Raw genomic sequence first — 21,958 nt, 5'->3', positions numbered from 1 at the left:
AGACAGGCAGCCGCTTCGCCATCCGCGAGGGCGGTCGCACCGTCGGCGCAGGCGTCATCACCGAAATCGTCAAGTAAATTTCTTGCAGACTGTCTGACTCTATTGTAAAATGGATGTTTGCAAACTGAGAGTTCTGGCAGTCTGCTTCACAGGCGAGTAGCTCAATTGGCAGAGCAGCGGTCTCCAAAACCGCAGGTTGCGGGTTCGAGTCCTGCCTCGCCTGCCTGAATCTGACCACCGGAGCGTAACGCCCGGTGGTCGTTTTCGGATAAGGTTCGATTCAATTGATTCGAGGGCACATATGACGAAATCTGCTGTAACGCCCAAGCCGGAGAATCGCATCGTCCGTTATTTGAAGGATACGCGCGCTGAAATCGCGAAAGTCACATGGCCGACCCGTGAAGAAGGTCTGAGGCTGTCTGCGATTGTCTTCGTGGTGACGATCATTGCGACCATCGTTCTGTTTGGTGTGGATTCATTGTTCGGATTCATCATCGGTCTGCTGATCCGGGGAACAGCGGGGTAATCTGCGCGAGACGATTGAAGGCTTGCAAGAGCGAGCAGGGGAGGCGAAAATGGCCGAACAACCGAAACCGAAGCAGCCTTCGGGCGAAATGCAAACCGAACAGCCGGTTGTCGCCGACGAGTCTGCAACGGCGGAAGAAAAGCCTCAGGCGCAATGGTACGTCGTTCACAGTTACTCCGGCATGGAGAACAAGGTGAAGAAAAACATCGAGCACCGCGCCGAATCGATGGGGATGACCGACCAGATTCTGGAAGTGGTTGTGCCGACGGAAACCGAAATCGAGATACGAAATGGCGTGCGTCGAGAGGTCGAGCGCCGCGTCTTCCCTGGCTATATCCTGGTCCACATGATCATGACCGAAGACAGCTGGTACGTCGTGCGCAACAGCCCAGGGGTGACCGGCTTCGTCGGGATGGGCAACAAGCCGACGCCGCTCAGCCAGGAAGAAGTCGACAAAATCATGAAGCGCATCGAGTCGGATGCACCTCGCATCAAGGTCAGTTTTCAGCGCGGGGAGCATGTGCGCATCCTGAGCGGCCCGTTCGCCGAGTTCACAGGCGTGGTCGACGACATTTTTCCAGACAAAGGCAAGGCGAGGGTGCTCGTCAGTTTCTTCAACCGCGAGACGCCGGTTGAGGTGGATTTTGTTCAGTTGGCGCGCGACGCCTGAGCCATCGCAAAAGAGGGTCGCTCGCTTCTGACAGCGTCGATGATTCGATGAGATAGCGTGCGTCGTTAATAACGGTTGAGTAAATTTTTATTTATGGCTGAGTCTGGGAGCTGAAGCTCGATCGCCACTCGAGCCAAGGCGTTCACCAGTCTCAGAAGGAGCGACAAATGGCGAAAAAACTAAAAGCAATTGTAAAACTCCAGCTTCCCGCCGGGAAAGCAAACCCGGCGCCGCCTGTTGGCACCGCGCTCGGTCCGCAGGGCGTCAACATCATGGCCTTCTGCAAGGAGTACAATGCCCGCACCCAGGGGCAGATCGGCCAGGTGATTCCGGTTGAAATCAGCATCTTCACCGACGGCTCTTTCACCTTTGTGCTCAAGACGCCGCCCGCCGCCGATTTGATTAAAAAGGCGGCCGGCATCCCCAAAGGCAGCGGCGAGCCTAATAAGAACAAAGTCGGCAAGATCACCCGAGCGCAGGTGCGCGAGATCGCCGAGATCAAGATGAAAGATCTCGAGGGCGTCAGCCTGGAGAGCGCCATGCGCATGGTGGAAGGCACCGCGCGCAGCATGGGCGTTACAGTGGTGGATTAAAGCGGACAAACAGTGTGGGAGGGTCATTGGCCCGTTATCACCACAAAGGAGTGAACCATGGCAAAACACAGCAAACGATATTTGGCATTAAAACAGAAAGTAGATCGCACCAAGGCGTATCCTCCCAAAGAGGCGATTGAGCTTGTCAAAGAGATGGCCAACGCCAAGTTCGACGAGACGGTGGAAGTCCACATGCGCATGGGCGTCGATCCGCGTCACGCCGACCAACAGGTGCGCGGCGTGGTGGCGCTGCCCAACGGCACAGGCCGCACCGTGCGCATTCTGGTCTTCGCCAATCCGGAAGGGCAGGCGCTGGCGCGCGAGGCGGGCGCCGATTATGTGGGCGCCGAAGACCTGGCCGAACAGATTATGAAGGGCTGGACCGATTTCGATGTGGTGCTGGCGACGCCGGACATGATGCGCGTGGTCGGTCGCCTCGGTAAGGTGCTCGGCCCGCGCGGCCTGATGCCCAGCCCCAAGACGGGCACCATCGTCCCGGCGGAAGACCTGCCGCGCGTGATCGATGAGCTGCGCCGCGGGCGCGTCGAATTTCGCGTCGATAAAACGGCGAACATCCATGTGCCGATCGGCAAGAGCAGCTTCCCAGCCGAAAAGTTGCTCCAAAATCTCGGCGCGCTGATGGAAGCGGTGCTGGCCGCCAAGCCCGCCACCCTAAAAGGCAATTATATTCAGCGCATCACCCTGACCAGCACGATGAGCCCCGGCGTCAAGGCCGACCTGGGCGCCACGATGGCGTTGAAAGCCGACGCCGCCTGAGGCGAGGCTGTCAGCCTTCAGGGGCAGGAATGACAACCGATAGAAAAACAAAGAGCGGAGCCGCGGCTCCGCTCTTTTGTCGAAAAAGGTAGAGATTGAAAACACAATCAACGAGGCGGATAGCCAGGAAGGAGAGCCTCTTGTGGAAAACTATCTCGTACGCGCGCTGACAAAGAAAAGCGGCATCCGCGGCCTGGCCTGTCTGACCACGGGCGTCGTTTTGAAGGTGGCGCAGCGCCACAACGCGTCGCCGGCGGCCACGGCTGCGCTTGGCTATGGATTGACCGGCGTCGCTTTACTGGGGGCATTGCTGAAAGTGCAGCAGCGCGTTGGACTCAAAATCGAAGGAGACGGCCCTCTGGGCAAAATGATCGTCGAATCGGACAGCTACGGTCACCTGCGCGGCTACATCGAACACCCTGACGTCGCCATGGCCCCTCCCATCGACGCCGACAAGGTGGCCGAATTGATCGGACAGCAGGGACAGCTCACGGTCATCAAAGACCTTCAGCTGAAGGATCTCTATGAAAGCGTCGTGCCGTTGCAGACCGGACGACTCGACGTCGATCTGACCTACTATCTGATCATGTCGGAACAGGTGCCTTCTGTGGTGGAAATCAGCGCGCCGGTGGATGCGGACGGCGTGTTGCGGGTGGCCGGCGGGTTGTTGCTGCAGCTGATGCCGGGCGGAGACCTGGAAAAACTGCGCCAGATGGCGGAGCGTTTGGATGACCTCCCCTCGCTCGATGCGCTGTTGAGCAACGGCGAAACTCCCCAATCCATCCTCGCCACCCTGTTCAGTGCGCATGACGACTATGACGTGTTGGAGGTGCGTGCGCTGCAATTCCGCTGTGAGTGCAGTCGGGAACGCTCCCGCCAGGCGTTGAAAGTCCTCAGCGCCCAAGAGCTGGAAGAACTGCTGGCGGAAGGGGAAGCGGTGATCGAATGCCATTTCTGCCGGGAGCGCTACCGGTTCGACCGCAGCGAGATCCAGGCGCTTCTCGATGAGAAGGCAAAAAGCAATTAATGCGTGCCGTTCGCCGCAAAATTTGTTCGATCAGGAAAAAGTCCTTATACTGTTGCTTTGGGAATCGAACGGACAGATTGTCCTGTCTGATGCTGAAGACAGCAGGTGCAAGTGTAAATGGCCGGCTCGCCGGTCAGCCTGCCGAGGCGAAAGGACGATAAATTCTTTTTGCACGTGGCTCTGTGCACAAGAATTTGCCTTGCTCTGCGCCCTTCTGCATCAGCGGAAGGGCGTTTTGTTTGGTGCGATTAAAAAATTTTCGATGGAAAGGGGGGATGTCGTTTGGCTATCAACCGTCAGAAAAAGGAAGAACTGGTCGCCCGCTACAAGGAGCTCATCGCCAATTCTTCGGCGCTGGTCTTCACCAATTATCAGGGCATCACCGTTGCGCAAGGGCGCTCGCTGCGCAACAAGCTGAAGGAGACCAACGCGACCTATGCGGTCGTCAAGAATACGCTCCTGGCGCTTGCGCTCAAGGAGAGCGACCGGGTGGCGCCTGAAGCCTTGCTGAAGGGCGCCAACGCCGTGGTCTTCTGCGGCGAGGATATCGCCAAGAGCGTCACTGCGCTCAAAGGATGGATCAAAGACAACAAGGCGGTCGAAATCACCGGCGCCTTGCTGGAAAACTCCGTCCTGGACGCCAAGGACGCCGAAGCGCTCTCCGATCTGCCCACCAAGGAGCAGACGCGCGCCATGTTGCTCGGCGTGATCAGCGCGCCGGCCCGCCAGCTGGTGCAGATGATCCATGCACCCGGCTCCAGCCTGGCGCGTGTGTTGAATGCCTACGTCGAGAAGCAACAGGAAGCGGCGTAGTTCTGAAGCCTGGACAGTGCAGCGCGCCGGCATTGTTCAGAGGTTTGAAGAGCGCACCGATTTTGTAGAAAAATTGAGATTGAACATAGGAGGATTTACAAAATGGCCGATTTGCAAGCAATCGTCGAACAGTTGGACAGCCTGACCTTGCTGGAGGCTTCTCAGCTCGTCAAGATGTTGGAAGAGAAGTGGGGCGTCAGCGCCGCGGCGCCGGTCGCCATGGCCGCCTTGCCCGGTGCAGGCGCTGCCGCCGCCGCAGAAGCCGCGCCCGTCGAAGAGAAGACCGAGTTCGACGTGATCCTGAAATCCGCCGGCGAGAAGAAGATCAATGTCATCAAAGTCGTGCGCGCGCTGACCAACCTGGGTCTGAAAGAGGCCAAGGATGTGGTCGAGACCGCCGGCTCGACGATTCTCTCCGGCGTCAGCAAGGAAGTGGCGGCGGACGCCAAGGCCAAGCTGGAGGCCGAAGGCGCGCAGGTGGAAATCCGCTAACTTTTGGCGTCAACAAGTTGCGCCTACAGGCAGGGCAATTGCGCACTTCGTGACGCCATCCATCTTGAGGCGTCAAGTCGATATACATCGGTGACAACCGCCTCATCATTGGGGAATTTTGCGCCCGATTTGCGCATTTTGTTAGACGCAACAGACTGGCCTGGGGCTGAAAATTTCAGGCGCTGCAAGGCAATCGCAGCGCCTTTTCTTTTTGGGGTGCGCCCATCTTCCCGCCGCCCTCGGCGGAAGTCGGGCGCACCCCAGCACGGCAAGGGGTTGGCTGCAACCGCCGGTTAGGCCGCCGCGAGCGCAGCAAGCAAGGCCTGCATGCGGACGGCAGTCCGCCGCGCCGTTAGGCCGCCTTTACGGAGAATCCTTCAGCACAGCTGGAATGAACCCTTTACACGGACCATCCACACACACGCTAACGTTATACGTGCGCCATCCCTGCTCGCTGAACCAGAAGTTCCCATTAGCGGAGGTCACATAGATGTCGAAACGAAGGGTGTAAGCTCCAGGCCCCCAGTTGGGAATGTTCTGGATCGTCAGGTTCACCGTCGGGGAAGGATCCCCCTTGGGCGTCCCACACACCGAGGCCGAACCGCTGCCTGTGACCTCTCCAAAACCGGCCTTGGCCCAGCGACACCGGAGAGCATAATTGAAGTTGGGATAGCCGCACGTCCAGTCAGAAACGCCCGTGTTTTGCACCCCCACCGAGATGGTGATGTCCCGCCGCGAGACATCGCAGGGGGACGGTTGTCAGACGTGCCCCAGTTGATCTGCAAGGGGTTCCAGCGATAGGACGGGGTGAGCAAAGCATTGTTGTTGCCCGCATCACGGATGTGGACGCCCGTGTAGTAGTGCACCAGGATCTGCTCAGCCCGCTCCCAGCGCACGCTCCAGGCGCCTAAATCCCGGTTGATGTTGAAGCTGAGGTTGCCTCGCGCCCAGTGGCTGGCTCCTTTCTGGCTCATGCCATGGCCATGACCCTCATTCACGATATCCGGGTGAGAGCTAATAGGGTTATCTACGGCGATCGGGTAGGGCTGTCCGCCGCTGACCGTGCGGTTGCGAATGTCGGCGAAGTATTCGGTGAAGGCAGGTAGGTCATCGTCGGGGTAGGCGCCGTAGGCGATGTAATAACGAGGGGCAACTGCATTGCACACAATGCGCTGATTGTTGTTGAGGTTGCTACTGGCGCACGGGTTGCTTGGGTTGTCCGGGAAGGTGGTCGAAGGAAGGGCTTCAAAAGTATAAGGGACAAAGACTTGGAACTGAGTAGAGTTGTTGATAGCGCTTCCCTGACGGATATGCCAATAGGCGTAGGAACGAGCGGCAATCGCTTGCGCTTGAATAGCGGTGAGGTGGAACGCTGCTACGCTGACCTCTTTGGGCACTACATCCAAGAGGTAATCGGTCTCAATAGGGATATTGACCGGGTTATTGGAGCCATACGGGTAGGCACGGCTGGAATCGCCGATGAATGCCGTACAGCCATACGAGGTGTCATTAGAGGAGCACAAAACACCTGTTGAACCTCCCCCGCTGAACAATCTATACATTCGCACCGTGATGTTCGTGGGAGGTGTGAATGAACTTATAGGAGCAGCGGATCCTTTTGGGAGAATCATGCTCCAGAGCCCGATGATGAGCAAAAGAATCGAACAATTGAAACATGTACCTCGCATCATGCATCTCTCCTTATGGCTTGCGGGTAACCGGGATTGCGCATATGTGGTCCTCGACAATGGTGGGTTCAGTTGCAAGCCAAGCGGGACATTTCACGGCCAGAGTTTGTCCATCCGGTGACCATGCTAATTGCCAACCCTCGATCGCCCCGCCTCCAAAGACGTTATGAGGCATAACCGACTGGGAAAGTCCTGTTTGCACATCCACGAGATACAATTTTTGTATAGGACGCCCCTGAGTGATCTCGGCTTGTGCCAGCGCAATAAGCTGATAACTATTGGGAGCCCAAGTAAAGTCGTACACATATTCAACATCTGGACCCGGTGATAATGCTCGCCGTTCACCGGTATTCGTATCCATCAATGTTAAATCAACGAAAGAGACAGGCCGATCTCCAATGGTGGTTAGTGCACCTATATAGCGTCCATCGGGACTCCACTGGATATAGATGGCCCACTGCTTACCATATTGAGCTTCACTCTCTTCGAAGCCGAGATTCACCTCGCAGGTTTGTCCGGAAGACCAATCGATTAAATAAAAACCGGTGTCGTTGTAAAAAGCAATCTGGTTCCCTGATGGAGACCAGACGGCTTGATACGGCTCTGGCCCATATACCTGCCCCAGAGTCGATAAGTCCTGCCACAGCGTTAGAGGCAAGGCCGGAAAGGTTTGCCGTTGAGCCGTGGCCACGTCCAGGACCTCCGGCCGTTCCGGAGCCGCTTGGGTAAAAAAGACTACTTGGCTACCGTCCGGACTGGCTGCCAAAAAAGAAGACGCCAGGCCGGACACCAGAGTCTCTATCGCCCCCCTCTCGCCCCGGCTGACGCGCAACACCACCTGCTGATCCGGGGCAACATCGGCAAAGGCGACGGCTTGGTGGGCTGCTAACCACACCGGCTTACCGGGCAAGCTGTGCCGTTCTCCATATCGTCGCACCTCACCGGTGTGTATGTTGAACACCTCGATAGACTCTTGGGCCTGGTCAGGAAGTAGACGAGTGATGAGCAGATGCTGATTATCCGGCAACCACCCGACGATGCCAATGGCCAAGGTATGGGTCAACACCGTACGCGGTTCGGAGAACTGGTGAGCCTCCAAAGATGGATCGGGTTCGACAAGCGCGGGGCGCCCCACAAACGTACAAGGCGGCGCCGGCATCGTCGGCGGGCTAGGAGCAGGTGTTATCGGTGGGGGATAGAGTGACCATGTCGGCGTCTCAACCGGGGATTGAAAAGACACCGGCGCTGCGTCTCGCCGCAGTTCTCCCAAAGTGAGGGCAAGGGCGACGGCCAGCGCCCCTAACGTCAGCAAACCCAATAACCCTCCCGTGATGCTCAGTAAGCATTTCATTTTGCACTTCTAATTTACTTGTACATGCGCTCCGATTGCAGATTCGGTCACGCACACGGCGGCCTAACGGCGGGTTGGGCGGCATCTCCTGGCTATCGGAGCACAAGAGGCAAGTACAAGAAAACCACCTCAAACGCTCCAATATCGCATCTGCCGCCTTGAGGACGGGAGACGCCACGCTGGTCAGTCGCGGGGCACCCTGCATTCGTTCCTGCATTCACGGCGGGAGATCCGAGCGGCAAGGCATGGGTTGGCGTCGAGCCGCCGTTGTTTTGCAAGGGTCCCAACAGTGGATCAACATTGTTGAGATCTCCGCTTGCCGTGAACCAAGCCCCACACGTGGAGTCATTGCTCAGGTTGTAACCCTGAGAAGCGACCGCCCCGCTTCCGTTGCAATTGTTCCATCCGCTGCCGGTGTTGTAGGCAATGATAGTGTTTTTCAGGGTGAGCGACGCCGACGCGGAGACGCCCCCACGCTGGTTATAGGCGATTGTGCTGTTGAGGACGGATAAAGAATTAGCATAGTGCCTGATCCCGCCGATGTTGTTTGTCGCCGTGTTGCCGCTGATCGTACTGTTCACGAGAGAAAGGTCACCATAGTTTTCGATCGCCCCGCCGGCCCTTGCGGTATTGCTGATGATGCTGGAGGCGGCAATGGTCAGCGGTCGGTTGCTAAAGACTCCGCCGCCGCGATCGGCTTGATTGTTGCGAATGATCACCTGCTCCAGCACCCCGCTGCCCGTGCCTGGCCCACAGCCAATGCAAAAGCCGCCGCCAGTGGCGCTGGAGCTTGTTCCGTTGACGACATTGTTCTCGATAATCACATTGCGCAATTCGAGTGCGCCCCAACTCAGGATGCCGGCGCCCGGCTGATCGGTCAACTGGCCGTTGCGGATCGTCACATTACGCACGATCAGGGTACTGTCCGATCGGAGCAGACTCAGCACGCGATCAATTCCGCCGCCGTCAATGATGGTTGTGGCAGCGCCGGCGCCTTGAAGCTCTACTGTGCCGCCAAGGGAAGAGATGGGGAAGACATCCAGGTCACCGGTAGCGTTGTCGTTCTCATTCCCGCCTGCCAGGCTCAGCGTGTACATTCCAGCGGGCAGCATAATGACATCGTTACCGGTTCCGGCGAGACAGGCATCTACGCCAGCGCGAACGTTGACGGCTTGAATGGCTTCACGCAGCGAGCAATCGCCATCTGTGTTCAGCTCATCGTTCGTTGTCGTGACGGTGATATTCACTGCCTGCGCTGGCTTTGACCAACTGAAGATGGTAAGGAGGATAAGGATCGTGATAGTCGCTCGAAGGACCTGGGCAGATATGAGTTTGTAGGTTTTCATGGAACGCACCTCCAATGGTTGGGATGTGTATAGGCTGCCGCCCAACTATCGATTAAACGGATTCCGGATTTAGATTCTTTAGACGGAATCCATAAATAATCCAAGTTGCTACCTTGAGGGTGAGTTGAAAATGTCATGGAGTTCCGTTACTGTACAGGTCTGCAAACCAAGACAGGCAACGGAGAACTCCATGGACACCAACATTATACTCGTATACTGCTTGTGCGACGATTTGCTGAAATGGCAACATCACCGAGATGACCCGCAATGCGTGCTGAGTGACGCCGAGATCATGACAATTGCGATAGTCGCGGCGATGTACTTCAGCGGCAATCAAGCCATGGCACGCCTGCTCTTGTATGAACAAGGCTATATCAAGGAGAATATCAGCCGTAGTCGCTTCTGTCGACGTCTCAAACGAGTGCAACACCAGTTCGTGATGCTGTTTCGCTTGTTGGGCGATAGGGCCAAAGAGCACAACGAAGACAACATCTATATCATTGACAGTCTACCGGTCATCGTTTGTGACAATTATCGGATTCGTCGCTGCAAGCTCTATCGAGATGAGACTTATCGCGGCTATCAAGCCAGCAAGAAGCGCTACTTCTATGGACTCAAGATTCATCTGGTCGTCACCAAAGATGGGGTCCCTGTCGAGTTTTTCTTGTCACCTGGCGCCTTCAGCGATGCTTCTGCGCTCGAGCAGTTTGACTTCGACCTTCCACCTCACTCCTGGATTGTCGGCGACAAAGCCTATAACGTCTACCACATTGAAGATGTCATGGCTGACTGCGATCGCCTGCTCTTGCCGATGCGTAAAGCCAACTCAAAACGACCTCGGGAGCCGTGGATGACTTTCCTACTCGCACACTATCGCAAACGAGTCGAAACTGCTGGTAGCCAGATAGAGCGCCTGCTGCCGAAACATATTCATGCTGTCACTGCCGATGGCTTCGAACTCAAGACCATTCTCTTTGTCTTGGCTTCCTCCATCTTTTCTATCTTCCACCTATAGGTGGCAACTTGGGTTAAATACCTATACTTTACGTGGCATTTGCGGAATTTTTCCGCAGAATGAGCGGATTCAAAGCCTCTGTTATCAGAATCTTTTCACAACTTAAGATAGACCTGCGCGCTGAGCTCTGTCAATACGAGCTTTTCCGTAACCCTCAGCAATCGTGAACCTCATCATGTCACCATCCCGACTTGCTTCGCGCTTTCGGCTCCCCCTTCGCCTCCCATCGCAGATTTCTTGAGATTGCCGCATCTCAAAAGACGCGCAGTATGGTACAATCCATAGCGTTATGACGACTTCGTTCCCTGACCTTGCGCCAGGCGAGTGGCCTGTGTACGGTCACGCGTGGGCTTCCCGGCTGCTGCAACGCGCTTTGCGCACAGAAGATGCAGCGGGAAACGGCTCCCGCCTGAGCCATGCCTATCTTTTGCTCGGTCCGCCTCAGATCGGGAAGACGACTTTTGCGCGTGCGTTCGCCGGCGCGCTGCTTTGCCAGGATCCAACGCATGCCCCGTGCCATCGCTGTCGGGCCTGCCGGTTGATGGCGTCTGACAGCCATCCGGATTTTCGTCTGTTGCAACCAACGGCAAAGGCCGAGAAGGAGCTTGTCGTCGACAGGCGAAAAGGCGAATTGCGCGCCGAGCAGGCGGAAGCCTTGATCCGCGACGTGGCCTTGCGCCCAATGGAAAGTGGACGCAAAGTCATTGTGATTCAAGATATGCATCTGGCGAATGCGACCTTCGCCAACAAAATTCTCAAAACGTTGGAAGAGCCTCCCCCGCATGTGACGCTGCTCGTGACTGCGCTTGACCGCGCCGCCGTGTTGCCTACGATCGTCAGCCGTTGTCAGGTGATGGAGCTGCGCCCGCTGGACCGGGCTCTCATTGCCGACGCCTTGCAGCGCAGATGGGGAGCTTCAAAGGAGGAGGCGGAGCTGCTGGCGCGACTCGCCGGCGGGCGTTTAGGGTGGGCGGTCGAGCAGTTGCGCAACCCGGCGCTGCGCGAGGAGCGCATGCGCCATCTGGAGACACTCTGGCGTCTGCTCGCCGCCGACCGCGTCGAACGGCTGCGCTTTGCCGGCGAGCTGGCGGCGCAGCGCGACCCCCAGCAGATGTTCGCCATGCTCGAAATCTGGATGAGCTGGTGGCGCGATGTGCTGTTGGCCCAGATGGCGCAAGGCGAGGCCTGCAGCAACGTCGACCAGACGGATCAGATCAGACGCCATGCAGAGAGCATTTCTTCGCATTCGATTCGCGCCTATCTGGCGACCCTGAAACAGGTCGAAGGCTATTTGCGCCACACGGTCAATACCCGGCTTGCGCTGGATGTCTTGATGCTCAAATTGCCGCGGCTAGAAGCATAGAGGGAAGCGCCTGGCGTCGAGCATCCCGGGGTGGCGAAGCTGTTGCAGTCGTCAATGTAGACTTCGAGAAAAGGCGACAAGCAAGGGGCGGCGGTGACGCGCCGACCGCTTGTTTACATAGATCACGCCGATGCTCTGCTCAGAGGTCGGCTCACAAGGAGAAATATCCATATGCCAATCGTAGTAGGAGTGCAATTTAAGCCGGTTACAAAGATCTATCACTTCGACGCCGCTCACATGCTCGACCTGGGGCCGCAGGATTATGTCGTCGTGGACACCGCGCGCGGGCCTGAAGTGGGGCAGGTGGTGCAGCCGCCCCATCAGATCGGCGCAGAGGAAGTGGTCGGCGAAATGAAGCGCGTGTTGCGCAAGGCTTCGGCGTGGGATTTGGTGCAACGCGACCTGTGGCTCCACAAAGAGCAGGAGGCGCTGGCGATCTGCAAAGTCAAGGCCAAAGAGCACAATCTGAACATCAAGCTGATCCGCTGTGAATACAGCTTCGACGGGGGACGATTGCTGGTCTACTTCGCCTCGGAGGAGCGCGTGGACTTTCGCAGCCTGGTGCGAGACCTGGCCAGGGTCTTCCGCACGCGCATCGAGATGCGCCAGATCGGCGTGCGCGACGAGGCCAAGTTGCTCGATGGCGTGGGCAAGTGCGGACGTCAGCTTTGCTGCACGAGCTGGCTGCGCGAGTTCACGCCGGTCAGCATTCGTATGGCGAAAAATCAACAGCTGCCGCTGAACCCGGATGAAATCAGCGGCGTCTGTGGGCGTCTGTTGTGCTGTCTTTCCTACGAGGACGAGCTCTACCGAGAGCAAAACAAAAAGATGCCCAAGCTGAACGCAGAGGTGTTGACCCCTCACGGCGCCGGTCGCGTGCGTCACATTCATCCGCTCAAAGAGACGGTGACCGTGATGTTGGAGAATCAGGCGCTGGTGGAGGTGGCGGTTTCCGAGCTGATCAGCACAAAGTCCGCCGGTGGATCCGGTTGCAGCACCTGCGGCGGCTGCACCGTCAAGCGCCGCGCCAGCGCCGAAGAGGACAACGCCAGAATACGCGCAGAAATGGCGCGACGGAAAGCGGCCAAAGAGGGAGAACAGCGCGCCCTTGCAGACGCCGAGAAGTCTTCCGGCGAGAGCCAGAGCGGCGGGGAGTCCTCCCTCCGGCGACGCCGCAGACGCCGCCGCCCTCGCGGACGCTCCGAAGGCGAGAACTAAACGAAGCCGACTGATGCAAAAAGAGGGGTGAAGCGTTGCTTCATCTCTCTTTTTGTGTTCGTTTCGGCGCTGTGCAGGTGGCTTTTTGGCATCTCAGCGCACCGCTGCAGGGTGGCCTGTCACCTTGCCGTTGCTTGGGGCATGGAGCGCCGGGGGACGGCGAAACACGGCGAAGCGCACGGCCGTGCGCTCGCTCCCTTCGATTTCAACGTCGATGAAACTCGGCACTAAGACCAGATCGATTCCGTCCTGCTCAAGATATCCGCGAGCGATGGTGACGGCTTTGATCGCCTGATTGATGGCGCTGGCGCCGATGGCCTGGATTTCTGCATAGCCGTGCTCGCGCATGACGCCGGCAATGGCGCCGGCCACCGCTGTCGATCGAGACTGTCCTGAGACTTTGATAAGCTCCGCCATGGATGATGCCTCCTGTCAAGGTCGTTGAACTGCTACGGAAAGCTTTGAAGCGCGTCGATGGAGAAAGCGCCTGTTTCTTTAGCAGTGAAGACGTATAGGAGGCGCGGAAGTTACGACGAATTGCGGCGCAGAGATGGGGACGGGGCGTCGCGTCGGAGGCGATGACCTCGCTAGGGCAATCGAATGCGCCTAGCGCCCGACATCCTGCCAGCGCCGCGGAGGCGCGGAGGACGGCCTGGATTCTTGCTCCTGAGGAGGCGAGGGCGTCACCTCGATTTGGCTGGCGAGTACCTGGGCGATATGCACGGCGCGACAGCGATGTCCTTGCCGGCTCAACAGGCCGTTGATGTGCGTCATGCAGCTCACGTCGCACAGCGCCACGACGTCGGCGCCGCTTTTGACGATGTTTTGCACCTTGCGCTGACCCATGGCGACGCTGATTTCGCTGTTTTTGATGGCGAAGAGGCCGCCGAAGCCGCAACATTCTTCAGCGCCCGGCAGTTCGACCCTTTCGGCGCCCTCCACGCGGCGGAGCAACGCGCGCGGCTGGCGGTCGATCCCTAGCTCGCGCAACAGGTGGCAACAGGCGTGATAGGTCAGCTTTCCTTCGCAGCGCGCGCCGAATTCCTCAACGCCGAGCACGTCGACGAGAAACTCGGTCAACTCGAACGTCGCCGCTCCCAAAAACTCGGCGCGCGCGCGGTATTCAGGCTCATCTTGCAAGAGCAGACTGTAGAAATGGCTGGTCATGGTGGTGCAGCTGCCGCTGGGCGCCACCACGGCGTCGACCTCGCCGCTGCGCACAAGCGGCTCGAAAATGTCGATGAAGCGCCGCGCCAGAGGACGCGCTTCTTCCCAGAAGCCGGAGTTGAAGGCCGGCTGCCCACAACAGGTCTGCTCGAAAGGAAAGACCACTTCCACCCCGCACCGCTCCAATAGCTCCACCGTCGCCATGCCGACCTCAGGGTAGATCATATCGACCATGCAGGTGACGAAAAGGGCGACGCGTCGAGGCGGTGCGTCGAATTGTTTCTTTTGCATCATCTCTCTCTGCGATTCGTTTTCACGCCATCAATGCAATCATTTCGGTTTGCAGCGGCAGCGTCGTCGTCTCAATTCCGCGCTCCGTCGCCAGGCAATTGATCTCGCTGCGGATTCCCAGCCCCAGGTGACGACCGCTGTCGTCGAAGTCAAACCCCGGCAGATAGATGCCGGGTTCAATGGTGAACAAGACGCCCGGAATCAGACGGCGGCGGTCCTGCGTCTCCAGGTTGTCGATGTTGACGCCGTTGTAGTGCGTCGTGACGCCCAGGCTGTGGCCGGTGCGGTGAAAAAAGGCGTCGCCGTAGCCCGCCGCCGCAATCACGCCGCGGCAGACGTCATCGACCTCATATCCATGCAGAGGCTCGCCCGCAGCCAGCCGCTCCTGCATGAAGCGCACGGCGGCGTCGCGGCCTTGCGCCACCACAGAGAAAATTTCTCTGGCTTTGGCCGGCGGCTCTGCGCCGCAGTAGGCGCACCATGTGATGTCGGCGTAACAGTCGAGCGGCGTCTGCGTCTCGCGCGCCCAAAGGTCGATCAACACCATGTCGCCTGGGCCAATGGGTGCATGCGTCTCCTCTGTAGGCGCATAGTGTGGATCGGCGGCGTTGCCGTTGACGGCGACGATGGCCGGGTGGTCGAACTCCATGCCCCTGGCCCGGAGAAAGTCCACGATGAATTGCTGCACTGCATACTCTGTGGGGGTCTCTCCAGAGGCAAGACGCGCGCGCAGAAACGCGAAGGCTGCGTCTTTGGCGGCAAGGCAAACCGCCGCCGCGCGTCGATGGCTGGCGATCTGGGCTTCGCTCAAAACCGCCTGGGCAAGCTGCACCAGATCGGCGCTAGAGACAATCTGCGCGGCAGTGACGCGTTCGACCAGCTCCTTCATGCCTGCATCGACCAGGCTGACATAGGGAATGGCGTTGAAGGGGCTATACTCCATGGCGATGCGCTGTGCGCTTCCGCGCGGCGAACGAACCAACGTCGCCAGCTTTGCCTCCAGCTCGCGCCAGCCGGCGTAGGTGAGAACCTCCCCCGCCAGCTCGCGGCGAACGGAGCGGAAGGTGCTCCCTTCGATGGCGTGGATCAGCCAGCGCGGCTCGCCTTGCGCCGGAATCCAGAGAAACCACCGTCGCGAGCCGCTGGTCTTCAAGCCGGCGACGTACAGGGCCACCGGGTTGGAGCCGCGAAAATCATACAGCAGCCAACCGTCGATTTGCTGATCGGCAAGATACGCCTGCACTGTTGCCAGGTTCATGGAGCTGGCCTCTCTGTTTGCGCTGAATCCTTTTGGTTGCATTGTTGCAAGAGCGCTGAGTCGTCATTATGGCATGGCCGCGACGCTCTGTCCAGTCGCCCCTTGGTGCGAAAAAACAAATATGGCCCCAATCGTCCAACAGAGGTGCGCAGCCGGCGAGATTCTCTCAGGACATGGCTGTGTGTTGGAAACTGCAGCTGAGAGCCACAGCTACGGTGCTCCCTTCTTCCTCTCTCCCATGCTGGGAGAGGGGGCCAGGGGGTGAGGGCCTGCACTTGCGAGCCGTCGAGGACGTGCGGCTGAGAGCCGCACCTTCGCTGCTACGGTGGTTATGAATTATTTTGTTAAAAACTTCCCGAAAAGCGCTTGCCGAGCGGCTTTCCCTCTATTTGAACGAGCGCGCCGAAAAACGAACAAATGTTCCGATCTCAGGTTCGGATTTTTGACGCACGACAGAAGTGCGGTTACAATGTAGGATAATGCGCAATTGCCCCCGTCTTTTTCGGCAATCATAGATTCGCCCCATGCAAAGGAGTACGTCATGTATCAGCAGATTACATTGATCGGCAATCTGGGCCGCGATCCAGAAATGCGGTACACGCCGAGCGGTGTGCCGGTCACGAGTTTCACCGTCGCCGTCAATCGCCGCTGGACGGGACAGGATGGTCAGCCGCAGGAGAAAACGCTCTGGTTCCGCGTCACGGCGTGGAGAAAACTTGCCGAGACCGCCAGCCAGTATCTGACCAAAGGCAGCAAGGTGTTGGTCGTGGGAACCTTGGAAGAGCCACAGGCATACATCGACCGAGAAGGACAGCCGCGCGCCTCGCTGGAGGTGACGGCCCAGGACATTCGCTTCCTCTCCCCACGCGGCGAAGGCATGGAAGCTCCGGTTGCGGCCGGCAGCGCCGCCGAAAGCGCTGGCATGAGCGAAGAGGACATACCTTTCTGAGCTTCAGGAAGGTCTCAGCCGAAGGAGGAGCGCCTTTTTTCCAGGCGCTCTTCTTTTTGTCAGGCGCACTGCCTCGACGACGCTGAGAAGGATGAAGAGGTTATTCGGTTCTCGGGCGGGCCCCTCACCCCCCGGCCCCCTCTCCCAATGCTGGTAGAGGGGAAGGAGGGAGCGTCGGGGATTTGGTGAACCGACGCAGCGCTGCTATTTCTCCTCCAGCGCGGCGCGCGCCCGCTCGGCCAGCGGCGTTTCGAGGAGGCGGCGGATGCTCTCGGCCTCGGGCCGAGGATTGTAGAAGGCCCGAAACATCTCCGCCACGGTGACGGCGACGCCCGGGTAGGGCTCCAGCGTTACGGCGTCGCCGACGCGCACCACACCGGGTTGCAGGACGCGACAGTAGGCGCCAGGACGTTCCGCCGCGCGGAAGCGTTTGACGAAGCCAGGATCCCCCATGCGCGCAGCGAGCGTTGCGCAGGGGATGCGCGCCGCAGTCACCTGAAGCCTCGCCTCGCCCACCTGCAAAATGTCGCCGATGTGGAGAGCCGCGCTCTCCAGCCCGCTGATGGTCAAATTTTCGCCAAAGGTTCCCGGCGCCAGCTCATAGCCTAATTGCACAGACCACCACGCGTAATCCGGTTCGCCATAGAGGTAGACCGCCTGATCAAGGCCGCCGTGATGCTCTTGATCGGCCACCACATCGCCTACCAGGCCGAGCGGCGTGATTTCCGCCGGCGTCGAGATCGGCGTTTTGAAGATGCCGGTCTCTTCTGAAAACCCGGCTGTGCGTAGCAGCCGTCTTTGTCCGATGTTGACGCTGATCAGGCGCATGGTTTTGATCTCCTCTCGTTGTGATGGCGTTGTTCTCTATCATAGCGGAAAATGGAGCAAAACGCTGCATCGAAACAAGATCAAGCGCGCAACGGATGCACATTTGCGATGGGCGATTCGCCGATAGCCTGCTTTTTTCGGTATAATCACCACCGCGCCGACGTACACTGGCGAAAAAACAAAGGGGGACAGACCTGTGACCGATTCGTTGACCGAGATTGTCGAAAGCATTCGCCAGGAGCTGACGACGCTCAACGACCTGCGCGATGCCACCCTGGCACGCAGCCGCGCCTTGACGCGTTCGTGCGCGCTCAGCATCCGCGCCATTCATCGCCATGAATGGACGGAGGCGGATGCGCTGCTGGAGCAGGCGCGCACAGAAGCGAAGGCAATGGTGGAGGCCATCGCTGCGCATCCGATGCTCTACTACACGGGCTACACCCAGGACGCGCTCAAAGAGTTGGTCGAGGCGTATCTGGTCAACGCCGTCGCGCGCGGGTTGCCGTTCCCGACGCCGGGCGATCTTTATGTCACCGGCGCCACCTATCTGCGCGGCATGAGCGAGGCTGCCACCGAAATGCGACGTTTCGTGCTCGACCTGGTGCGTCGCGGTCAGGTGGACGAGGCGGAGCGCTTTCTGGAGTTCATGGATGAGGTGTACAGCCATCTGGTGACCGTCGACTTTCCCGACGCCGTCACCGATGGGCTGCGGCGTCACACCGATGTGTTGCGCAGCGTCGTTGAGCGCACGCGCGGTGATCTGACGATGGCCATCCGGCAGGAGCAGATGCGCAGCGCGCTGCTCAGCTTTGAGCAGAACCTGGCGCGCTATACGGGCGTCGATATTTCTATCGCCGAGGCAAGCTTGCCCCAGGCGCCCTTTGAGGAGGAGGAGCGCGGATGACGGAGAAGAGCCGCTCGCTTGTGCGGGCGAGCGAAATTGGCCTGTGGGCCTATTGTCATCGAGCGTGGTGGTTGGCTCATGTGCAGGGCGCCGCCCACCAAAATCCCCAATGGCTGGAGCGTGGGGCTGAACAGCATATCCTTCACGGCGAACGGACGCTGTGGGCGCAACGAGCGCAGCGCATCGGCCTTTGGCTTTTCGCCGTGGCCCTCGTCCTGCTGATTGTTGCAACGCTTTTCCATCTCCTCTTTTGACCTTCCGCCCATGACAAGCCTGCTCAATTCCAAACGAACGCAGCTTTCGACATCGACGTCGGCGAGCCGCGTGGAACGCAGCGCGCTGGTGCAGAGCGCTCTGGAACGGCTGATTGCTGCGGCGAAAAATCGGCAGGACGCCCCCCTTCAAATCGAAGAACGCGCGGTTTATCAGCCTGATTCGTGGCTGCTGCAAAAATGTTGGGAAGCGCTGGCCGACGCCGGGGCCGGCACGGAAGCCTTGACCGTGGCGCACATGGCGGCGTCGCGTCAGCCGCTGGCGCCGGTGCAGGCGCTCTATCGCCTCTCCCGGCAGATCGACCGCAAGTTGGGGCTGGCCAACTTGATCCGACAGGAGCTGGCAAGCCTGCACCCTCAGTTGATGGCGGCCGAGACGCACAGAGAAGCCCCGGAGCGTGACAGTGCGCTGGTTCGCGAGCAGCTTTTGTACGCGGCGGCGACGGCGGCCGCCATCGGTGAGGCGCAGCGAGCTTTCACGTTGCTAGAACGGCTCGACCAGTTCGTTGAGCCATGGGAGCGCCCCATCGTCATGCCGGAGCAGCGTCAGGTGCTGAGCGAAACGATCGTGAAGCTGCCTCCCCATCCGCTCACCGTTGCGCTCATCACGCACGCGCTGCGCCGCTACGGCGACGCCGGCGCCCAGTTTGTGCTGGCTGTGACCAGCATGGCCGGCGAACATCTGCGCGCAAGCCCCGCCGCTTCTCGCCCTGCGCGATTATTGAAGCATGGCGTGAATGCATTCCGCCACACCGCTCTGACCAGCCTGCATGCACGACGACTGACCACGATTGCGTTGGCGCAGGCGGGCGCCAGCGACGAGGTGCTGAATCAATTGACGGCGATTGCGAATATCCAGGCCGCGCGGCGCGAAAGCGGCCTTTCTCTGCGGAAAGCCGATCAAAACGTCCTGCGCCAGGTCAAGCGCCCCACCGCCGACGCAGACGTCGATTTTCTGGTGTACACCATCCAGGAGGCGGTGCGAGCCATGCCGGTGCGCACGATGCCGCGCGAACACCGCATCGAGCTGGCGAATCGACTGGTGTTGCTCGGCGCCAAGAGCGACGGTTGGACGGCGGCGGGCGCCGCCGCGACCCTGGTCGAGCTCGGCGCCATCAAGTACGCAGTCGAGGTCGTCGAGTCGATCCCGCCCGGCGATCCCACCAAGGCGGAGGGCTACATCGGCCTGGTGCGCGGCCTGCTGGCCGTCGATGAGCCGGCGCTGGCCCAAGAGCAGATCGCCAAAGGGCTGGCGTGGGTGCGCTCTTATCCCGGCCGCAATCCGGCGCGAGCGCTGATTTGGGGGTTGGCCGAGCTTTTTCTGGAACGGCGCGAGCCTGCGCAGGCGCTGGCGGTGCTCGACGCCTGGGAAGAGCCGGGCGGCTTCTGGCGTGGGTTGCGCAATCGCCTGGGCCGCAAATGGAGCGACGACGATCTGCGCAACCAGGGGCTGCGTCTGCGCGCGCTGCTGCAGCAGGATGCGCAGACGCCCAAAGCCGTGCAGCAACAGATCCACGCGTTGCTGACCTGGGCGCCCCGTCTGCTGGATGGGGAGGCGCTCTTCAACTTCCTGACGGAGAATCTGCTGGCGCCTTTACTGGCCGCCGGCCGCGTCGAGCAGGCGTTGAGCGTGCTGCCGCTTTATCAGCGAGCGATGGGAGGAGGCAGCGGTGAGAAACACGCCTCGCGCCTGGCCAACCTTTCTCGCCTGCTGGCGTCGGAGCTGGCGACGTTCTTACAGGCGCCGAGGGCCGGCGAGGTCAACAGCGGCGACCCTTCCACCGTTCGTTCTGCGCTGGAGGCTTTCCTGCTCGGGGTGTGGCAGGCGGACAGTCAGCGCAGCCTCTGGCACACCGTGCACGGCGTCGAAGGGACGCTGCCCTTGCTGATTGCGCTGGACGGCCCGGAGGCGGTCGTGGCGCTGGCGAAAGGGATCGCCCAGTCCGGCAAACAATGGAGCGAAGCTTAGGGCTTACAGATGCGCCAGTAAATCGGCGGCGGCGGAATAGGGATCGATCTCGCGTCGGCGGATGCGCTCCATCAATTCCTCGAGGTTGCCGGGACGGATGCGAGAGGCAATGCGTCGATTCAATTCGGCGCGCAGGATGTTTTCCAGCGTATGGGCGATGCGCAGTTGTTCGCGCAGCGCCATCTCTCCCGATTCAAGCAGCCAGCGGCGGTGAGCGTCAATGCGCTGCCGCAGCGCTTCGACGCCGCTTCCTTCGGTCGCCACGGTCTTCATGACGATGACTTTCCACCTCGCCTCTTCATCGCCTTCGAGCGGAGACTCCACGCGCAGCAACTGCCCGTGATGACGCACATAGCGAGCGCCGTCGCCCTCGATCTCGAGCATCATTTCCAGGGCGCGGATCGTGCGGTCGGCGCCGGGTCGATCGGCCTTGTTGACGACCAGGATGTCGGCGATTTCCAGAATGCCGGCTTTGATCGCCTGCACCTCATCGCCCAACCCCGGCGCTTCGACGACGAGCGTGGTATGGGCGGTGCTGGCGATCTCCACCTCCGCCTGGCCAACGCCGACGGTCTCCACAAGGATGCGCTCAAAGCCGGCGGCGTCGAGCACCGTGACGACGTCGCCGGTGGTTTTGCTCAGGCCGCCGAGGCTGCCCCGCGTCGCCATGCTGCGGACAAAGACGCCGGCGTCGCCCGCCAGCGAGCGCATGCGCACGCGATCGCCGAGCAGCGCTCCGCCGGTGAAGGGGCTGGTGGGGTCGATAGCCACGATGCCGACGGTCAGGCCGGCGTTGCGGTAACTCTGCGCCAGTGCGGTGACGAGCGTCGACTTCCCGGTGCCCGGCGCGCCGGTGACGCCGATGATGTGGGCGCGGCCGCAGTGCGGATAGAGCGCCGCCAGCAACTCGCCTGCGTCGTTCTCCTGATTTTCAACGCGCGAAATCGCGCGCGCCAGGTGCAGGCGGTGGCCGTTGAGCACACCCTCCACCAAGGCGGCGATGGAAGGACGCTGAATCGTTTCGACTGCGCTCATTCAGGCCGGAACCTTGACGTTGTTGCGAATGAAATTGACGTACTCTTGACTGGGGGTGCCTGGGCCAAAGACGGCGGCGACGCCGGCGGCTTTGAGTTTCTCGACGTCTTCTTCAGGGATGATGCCGCCGACGATGACCAGCACATTGTCCTGCCCCTGGGCGCGCAAGAGTTCGACCACTTTGGGGCACAGGGTCATGTGCGCTCCGCTCAGAATGCTCAGTCCGACGACGTCGACGTCTTCCTGCAGCGCCGCTTCGGCGATCATCTGCGGCGTCTGTCGGATGCCGGTGTAGATTACCTCGAAGCCTGCATCGCGCAACATGCGCGCCACCACCTTGGCGCCGCGATCGTGGCCGTCAAGGCCGGGCTTAGCCACCAATACACGAATCTTGCGCTCGCTCATT

General features: G+C 59.8%; 24 protein-coding genes, 1 tRNA gene and 1 other annotated feature. Of the genes, 16 read left to right on the top strand and 9 right to left on the bottom strand.

Annotated features, from left to right (window positions below):
* The 9 genes from Q0367_RS21045 to rplL all read left to right on the top strand — a co-directional run.
* A partial coding sequence (locus Q0367_RS21045; protein ID WP_298980716.1) for a hypothetical protein occupies positions 1 to 77 on the top strand: 77 nt, incomplete at its 5' end.
* Positions 78 to 150: 73 nt separating this feature from the next.
* Positions 151 to 223: transfer RNA gene (locus tag Q0367_RS05930), tRNA-Trp, on the top strand.
* 78 nt (positions 224 to 301) lie between these two features.
* Positions 302 to 526 carry a preprotein translocase subunit SecE gene (gene secE, locus Q0367_RS05925; protein WP_297638068.1) on the top strand — a complete coding sequence of 75 codons (225 nt, stop codon included), beginning with the start codon at positions 302 to 304 and terminating at the stop codon, positions 524 to 526.
* Between the two features lie 49 nt (positions 527 to 575).
* Entirely contained in the window at positions 576 to 1,196 is a 621-nt protein-coding gene (gene nusG, locus Q0367_RS05920) for a transcription termination/antitermination protein NusG (protein WP_297638065.1), read from the top strand.
* A 167-nt stretch (positions 1,197 to 1,363) separates the two neighbouring features.
* Positions 1,364 to 1,789 (top strand): 50S ribosomal protein L11, encoded by a 426-nt coding sequence (gene rplK / locus Q0367_RS05915; protein ID WP_297638062.1) that lies wholly within the window; start codon positions 1,364 to 1,366, stop codon positions 1,787 to 1,789.
* 57 nt (positions 1,790 to 1,846) lie between these two features.
* The gene (gene rplA, locus Q0367_RS05910; RefSeq protein ID WP_297638059.1) at positions 1,847 to 2,566 is read left to right on the top strand and encodes a 50S ribosomal protein L1; all 720 of its coding nucleotides are present in this window, start codon (positions 1,847 to 1,849) and stop codon (positions 2,564 to 2,566) included.
* A 142-nt stretch (positions 2,567 to 2,708) separates the two neighbouring features.
* Positions 2,709 to 3,593, top strand: a complete 885-nt coding sequence (gene hslO / locus Q0367_RS05905) for an Hsp33 family molecular chaperone HslO (protein ID WP_298981217.1) — start codon at positions 2,709 to 2,711, stop codon at positions 3,591 to 3,593.
* Positions 3,594 to 3,667: 74 nt separating this feature from the next.
* Positions 3,668 to 3,840: a sequence feature (ribosomal protein L10 leader region), on the top strand.
* Between the two features lie 35 nt (positions 3,841 to 3,875).
* Positions 3,876 to 4,406 (top strand): 50S ribosomal protein L10, encoded by a 531-nt coding sequence (rplJ, locus tag Q0367_RS05900; protein ID WP_298981215.1) that lies wholly within the window; start codon positions 3,876 to 3,878, stop codon positions 4,404 to 4,406.
* A gap of 102 nt (positions 4,407 to 4,508) precedes the next feature.
* Entirely contained in the window at positions 4,509 to 4,898 is a 390-nt protein-coding gene (gene rplL, locus Q0367_RS05895) for a 50S ribosomal protein L7/L12 (RefSeq protein ID WP_297638049.1), read from the top strand.
* A 551-nt stretch (positions 4,899 to 5,449) separates the two neighbouring features.
* Here the strand turns inward: rplL and Q0367_RS05890 are convergent.
* From Q0367_RS05890 to Q0367_RS05880, 3 genes are all read right to left on the bottom strand, one after another.
* Positions 5,450 to 6,589 (bottom strand): SpoIID/LytB domain-containing protein, encoded by a 1,140-nt coding sequence (locus Q0367_RS05890; RefSeq protein ID WP_298981214.1) that lies wholly within the window; start codon positions 6,587 to 6,589, stop codon positions 5,450 to 5,452.
* A gap of 10 nt (positions 6,590 to 6,599) precedes the next feature.
* On the bottom strand, positions 6,600 to 7,637 hold the full coding sequence (locus Q0367_RS05885; RefSeq protein ID WP_298981213.1) for a hypothetical protein: 1,038 nt from the start codon (positions 7,635 to 7,637) through the stop codon (positions 6,600 to 6,602).
* A 392-nt stretch (positions 7,638 to 8,029) separates the two neighbouring features.
* A complete protein-coding gene (locus tag Q0367_RS05880; protein ID WP_298981212.1) occupies positions 8,030 to 9,283 on the bottom strand; it encodes a CSLREA domain-containing protein in 1,254 nt (417 codons plus the stop codon).
* 190 nt (positions 9,284 to 9,473) lie between these two features.
* Between Q0367_RS05880 and Q0367_RS05875 the strand changes: the two genes are divergently transcribed.
* The 3 genes from Q0367_RS05875 to Q0367_RS05865 all read left to right on the top strand — a co-directional run bounded on the left by Q0367_RS05875 (position 9,474) and on the right by Q0367_RS05865 (position 12,879).
* Positions 9,474 to 10,298: an IS982 family transposase gene (locus Q0367_RS05875; protein WP_298981211.1), complete on the top strand. Its 825-nt coding sequence runs from the start codon at positions 9,474 to 9,476 to the stop codon at positions 10,296 to 10,298.
* Between the two features lie 289 nt (positions 10,299 to 10,587).
* Positions 10,588 to 11,661, top strand: coding sequence for a DNA polymerase III subunit delta' (locus Q0367_RS05870; protein ID WP_297638042.1), 1,074 nt, complete (start codon positions 10,588 to 10,590; stop codon positions 11,659 to 11,661).
* 171 nt (positions 11,662 to 11,832) lie between these two features.
* Positions 11,833 to 12,879 carry a stage 0 sporulation family protein gene (locus Q0367_RS05865; RefSeq protein ID WP_297638040.1) on the top strand — a complete coding sequence of 349 codons (1,047 nt, stop codon included), beginning with the start codon at positions 11,833 to 11,835 and terminating at the stop codon, positions 12,877 to 12,879.
* A gap of 93 nt (positions 12,880 to 12,972) precedes the next feature.
* Here Q0367_RS05865 and Q0367_RS05860 read toward each other — a convergent pair whose 3' ends face one another.
* The 3 genes from Q0367_RS05860 to Q0367_RS05850 form a co-directional block, all read right to left on the bottom strand.
* Complete coding sequence (locus Q0367_RS05860; protein ID WP_297638037.1) at positions 12,973 to 13,296, bottom strand: stage V sporulation protein S; 324 nt, start codon at positions 13,294 to 13,296, stop codon at positions 12,973 to 12,975.
* 189 nt (positions 13,297 to 13,485) lie between these two features.
* Complete coding sequence (locus Q0367_RS05855; protein WP_297638034.1) at positions 13,486 to 14,340, bottom strand: (Fe-S)-binding protein; 855 nt, start codon at positions 14,338 to 14,340, stop codon at positions 13,486 to 13,488.
* A gap of 19 nt (positions 14,341 to 14,359) precedes the next feature.
* Entirely contained in the window at positions 14,360 to 15,595 is a 1,236-nt protein-coding gene (locus Q0367_RS05850) for a Xaa-Pro peptidase family protein (RefSeq protein WP_297638031.1), read from the bottom strand.
* A gap of 541 nt (positions 15,596 to 16,136) precedes the next feature.
* On the opposite strand from Q0367_RS05850, the gene ssb reads away from it, so the two are divergent.
* Complete coding sequence (gene ssb, locus Q0367_RS05845) at positions 16,137 to 16,544, top strand: single-stranded DNA-binding protein (RefSeq protein WP_297638028.1); 408 nt, start codon at positions 16,137 to 16,139, stop codon at positions 16,542 to 16,544.
* Positions 16,545 to 16,748: 204 nt separating this feature from the next.
* On the opposite strand, the gene Q0367_RS05840 is transcribed toward ssb, so the two are convergent.
* On the bottom strand, positions 16,749 to 17,372 hold the full coding sequence (locus Q0367_RS05840; RefSeq protein WP_297638026.1) for an MOSC domain-containing protein: 624 nt from the start codon (positions 17,370 to 17,372) through the stop codon (positions 16,749 to 16,751).
* A 196-nt stretch (positions 17,373 to 17,568) separates the two neighbouring features.
* Between Q0367_RS05840 and Q0367_RS05835 the strand changes: the two genes are divergently transcribed.
* Genes Q0367_RS05835 through Q0367_RS05825 form a run of 3 tightly spaced genes read left to right on the top strand, consistent with a single transcriptional unit; the run spans position 17,569 to position 20,517 of the window.
* Positions 17,569 to 18,276, top strand: coding sequence for a haloacid dehalogenase (locus Q0367_RS05835; protein ID WP_297638023.1), 708 nt, complete (start codon positions 17,569 to 17,571; stop codon positions 18,274 to 18,276).
* Positions 18,273 to 18,530, top strand: a complete 258-nt coding sequence (locus Q0367_RS05830; protein WP_297638020.1) for a hypothetical protein — start codon at positions 18,273 to 18,275, stop codon at positions 18,528 to 18,530. The genes Q0367_RS05835 and Q0367_RS05830 overlap by 4 nt, the downstream gene beginning before the upstream one ends.
* 10 nt (positions 18,531 to 18,540) lie before the next feature.
* The gene (locus Q0367_RS05825; RefSeq protein WP_297638017.1) at positions 18,541 to 20,517 is read left to right on the top strand and encodes a hypothetical protein; all 1,977 of its coding nucleotides are present in this window, start codon (positions 18,541 to 18,543) and stop codon (positions 20,515 to 20,517) included.
* A gap of 3 nt (positions 20,518 to 20,520) precedes the next feature.
* Here Q0367_RS05825 and meaB read toward each other — a convergent pair whose 3' ends face one another.
* Together meaB and Q0367_RS05815 are read right to left on the bottom strand one after the other, a co-directional pair.
* On the bottom strand, positions 20,521 to 21,552 hold the full coding sequence (gene meaB / locus Q0367_RS05820; RefSeq protein ID WP_297638012.1) for a methylmalonyl Co-A mutase-associated GTPase MeaB: 1,032 nt from the start codon (positions 21,550 to 21,552) through the stop codon (positions 20,521 to 20,523).
* Positions 21,553 to 21,957, bottom strand: a complete 405-nt coding sequence (locus Q0367_RS05815) for a cobalamin B12-binding domain-containing protein (protein WP_297638009.1) — start codon at positions 21,955 to 21,957, stop codon at positions 21,553 to 21,555.
* Between the last annotated feature and the right edge of the window lies 1 nt (position 21,958).

The organism is uncultured Caldilinea sp. (assembly GCF_937128415.1).
GTDB lineage: Bacteria > Chloroflexota > Anaerolineae > Caldilineales > Caldilineaceae > Caldilinea.
This window is presented reverse-complemented; position numbering and strand designations above follow the sequence as displayed.

Bases quoted from the DNA above. Each gene is read 5' to 3' on its own strand.
- Q0367_RS05880 (WP_298981212.1), bottom strand. From the start codon at position 9,283: ATGAAAACCTACAAACTCATATCTGCCCAGGTCCTTCGAGCGACTATC.
- Q0367_RS05825 (WP_297638017.1), top strand. From the start codon at position 18,541: ATGACAAGCCTGCTCAATTCCAAACGAACGCAGCTTTCGACATCGACG.
- Q0367_RS05875 (WP_298981211.1), top strand. From the start codon at position 9,474: ATGGACACCAACATTATACTCGTATACTGCTTGTGCGACGATTTGCTG.
- Q0367_RS05850 (WP_297638031.1), bottom strand. From the start codon at position 15,595: ATGAACCTGGCAACAGTGCAGGCGTATCTTGCCGATCAGCAAATCGAC.
- meaB (WP_297638012.1), bottom strand. From the start codon at position 21,552: ATGAGCGCAGTCGAAACGATTCAGCGTCCTTCCATCGCCGCCTTGGTG.
- Q0367_RS05830 (WP_297638020.1), top strand. From the start codon at position 18,273: ATGACGGAGAAGAGCCGCTCGCTTGTGCGGGCGAGCGAAATTGGCCTG.
- rplA (WP_297638059.1), top strand. From the start codon at position 1,847: ATGGCAAAACACAGCAAACGATATTTGGCATTAAAACAGAAAGTAGAT.
- Q0367_RS05860 (WP_297638037.1), bottom strand. From the start codon at position 13,296: ATGGCGGAGCTTATCAAAGTCTCAGGACAGTCTCGATCGACAGCGGTG.
- secE (WP_297638068.1), top strand. From the start codon at position 302: ATGACGAAATCTGCTGTAACGCCCAAGCCGGAGAATCGCATCGTCCGT.
- rplL (WP_297638049.1), top strand. From the start codon at position 4,509: ATGGCCGATTTGCAAGCAATCGTCGAACAGTTGGACAGCCTGACCTTG.
- Q0367_RS05890 (WP_298981214.1), bottom strand. From the start codon at position 6,589: ATGATGCGAGGTACATGTTTCAATTGTTCGATTCTTTTGCTCATCATC.
- Q0367_RS05815 (WP_297638009.1), bottom strand. From the start codon at position 21,957: ATGAGCGAGCGCAAGATTCGTGTATTGGTGGCTAAGCCCGGCCTTGAC.
- nusG (WP_297638065.1), top strand. From the start codon at position 576: ATGGCCGAACAACCGAAACCGAAGCAGCCTTCGGGCGAAATGCAAACC.
- Q0367_RS05870 (WP_297638042.1), top strand. From the start codon at position 10,588: ATGACGACTTCGTTCCCTGACCTTGCGCCAGGCGAGTGGCCTGTGTAC.
- Q0367_RS05865 (WP_297638040.1), top strand. From the start codon at position 11,833: ATGCCAATCGTAGTAGGAGTGCAATTTAAGCCGGTTACAAAGATCTAT.
- ssb (WP_297638028.1), top strand. From the start codon at position 16,137: ATGTATCAGCAGATTACATTGATCGGCAATCTGGGCCGCGATCCAGAA.
- Q0367_RS05840 (WP_297638026.1), bottom strand. From the start codon at position 17,372: ATGCGCCTGATCAGCGTCAACATCGGACAAAGACGGCTGCTACGCACA.
- Q0367_RS05855 (WP_297638034.1), bottom strand. From the start codon at position 14,340: ATGATGCAAAAGAAACAATTCGACGCACCGCCTCGACGCGTCGCCCTT.
- rplK (WP_297638062.1), top strand. From the start codon at position 1,364: ATGGCGAAAAAACTAAAAGCAATTGTAAAACTCCAGCTTCCCGCCGGG.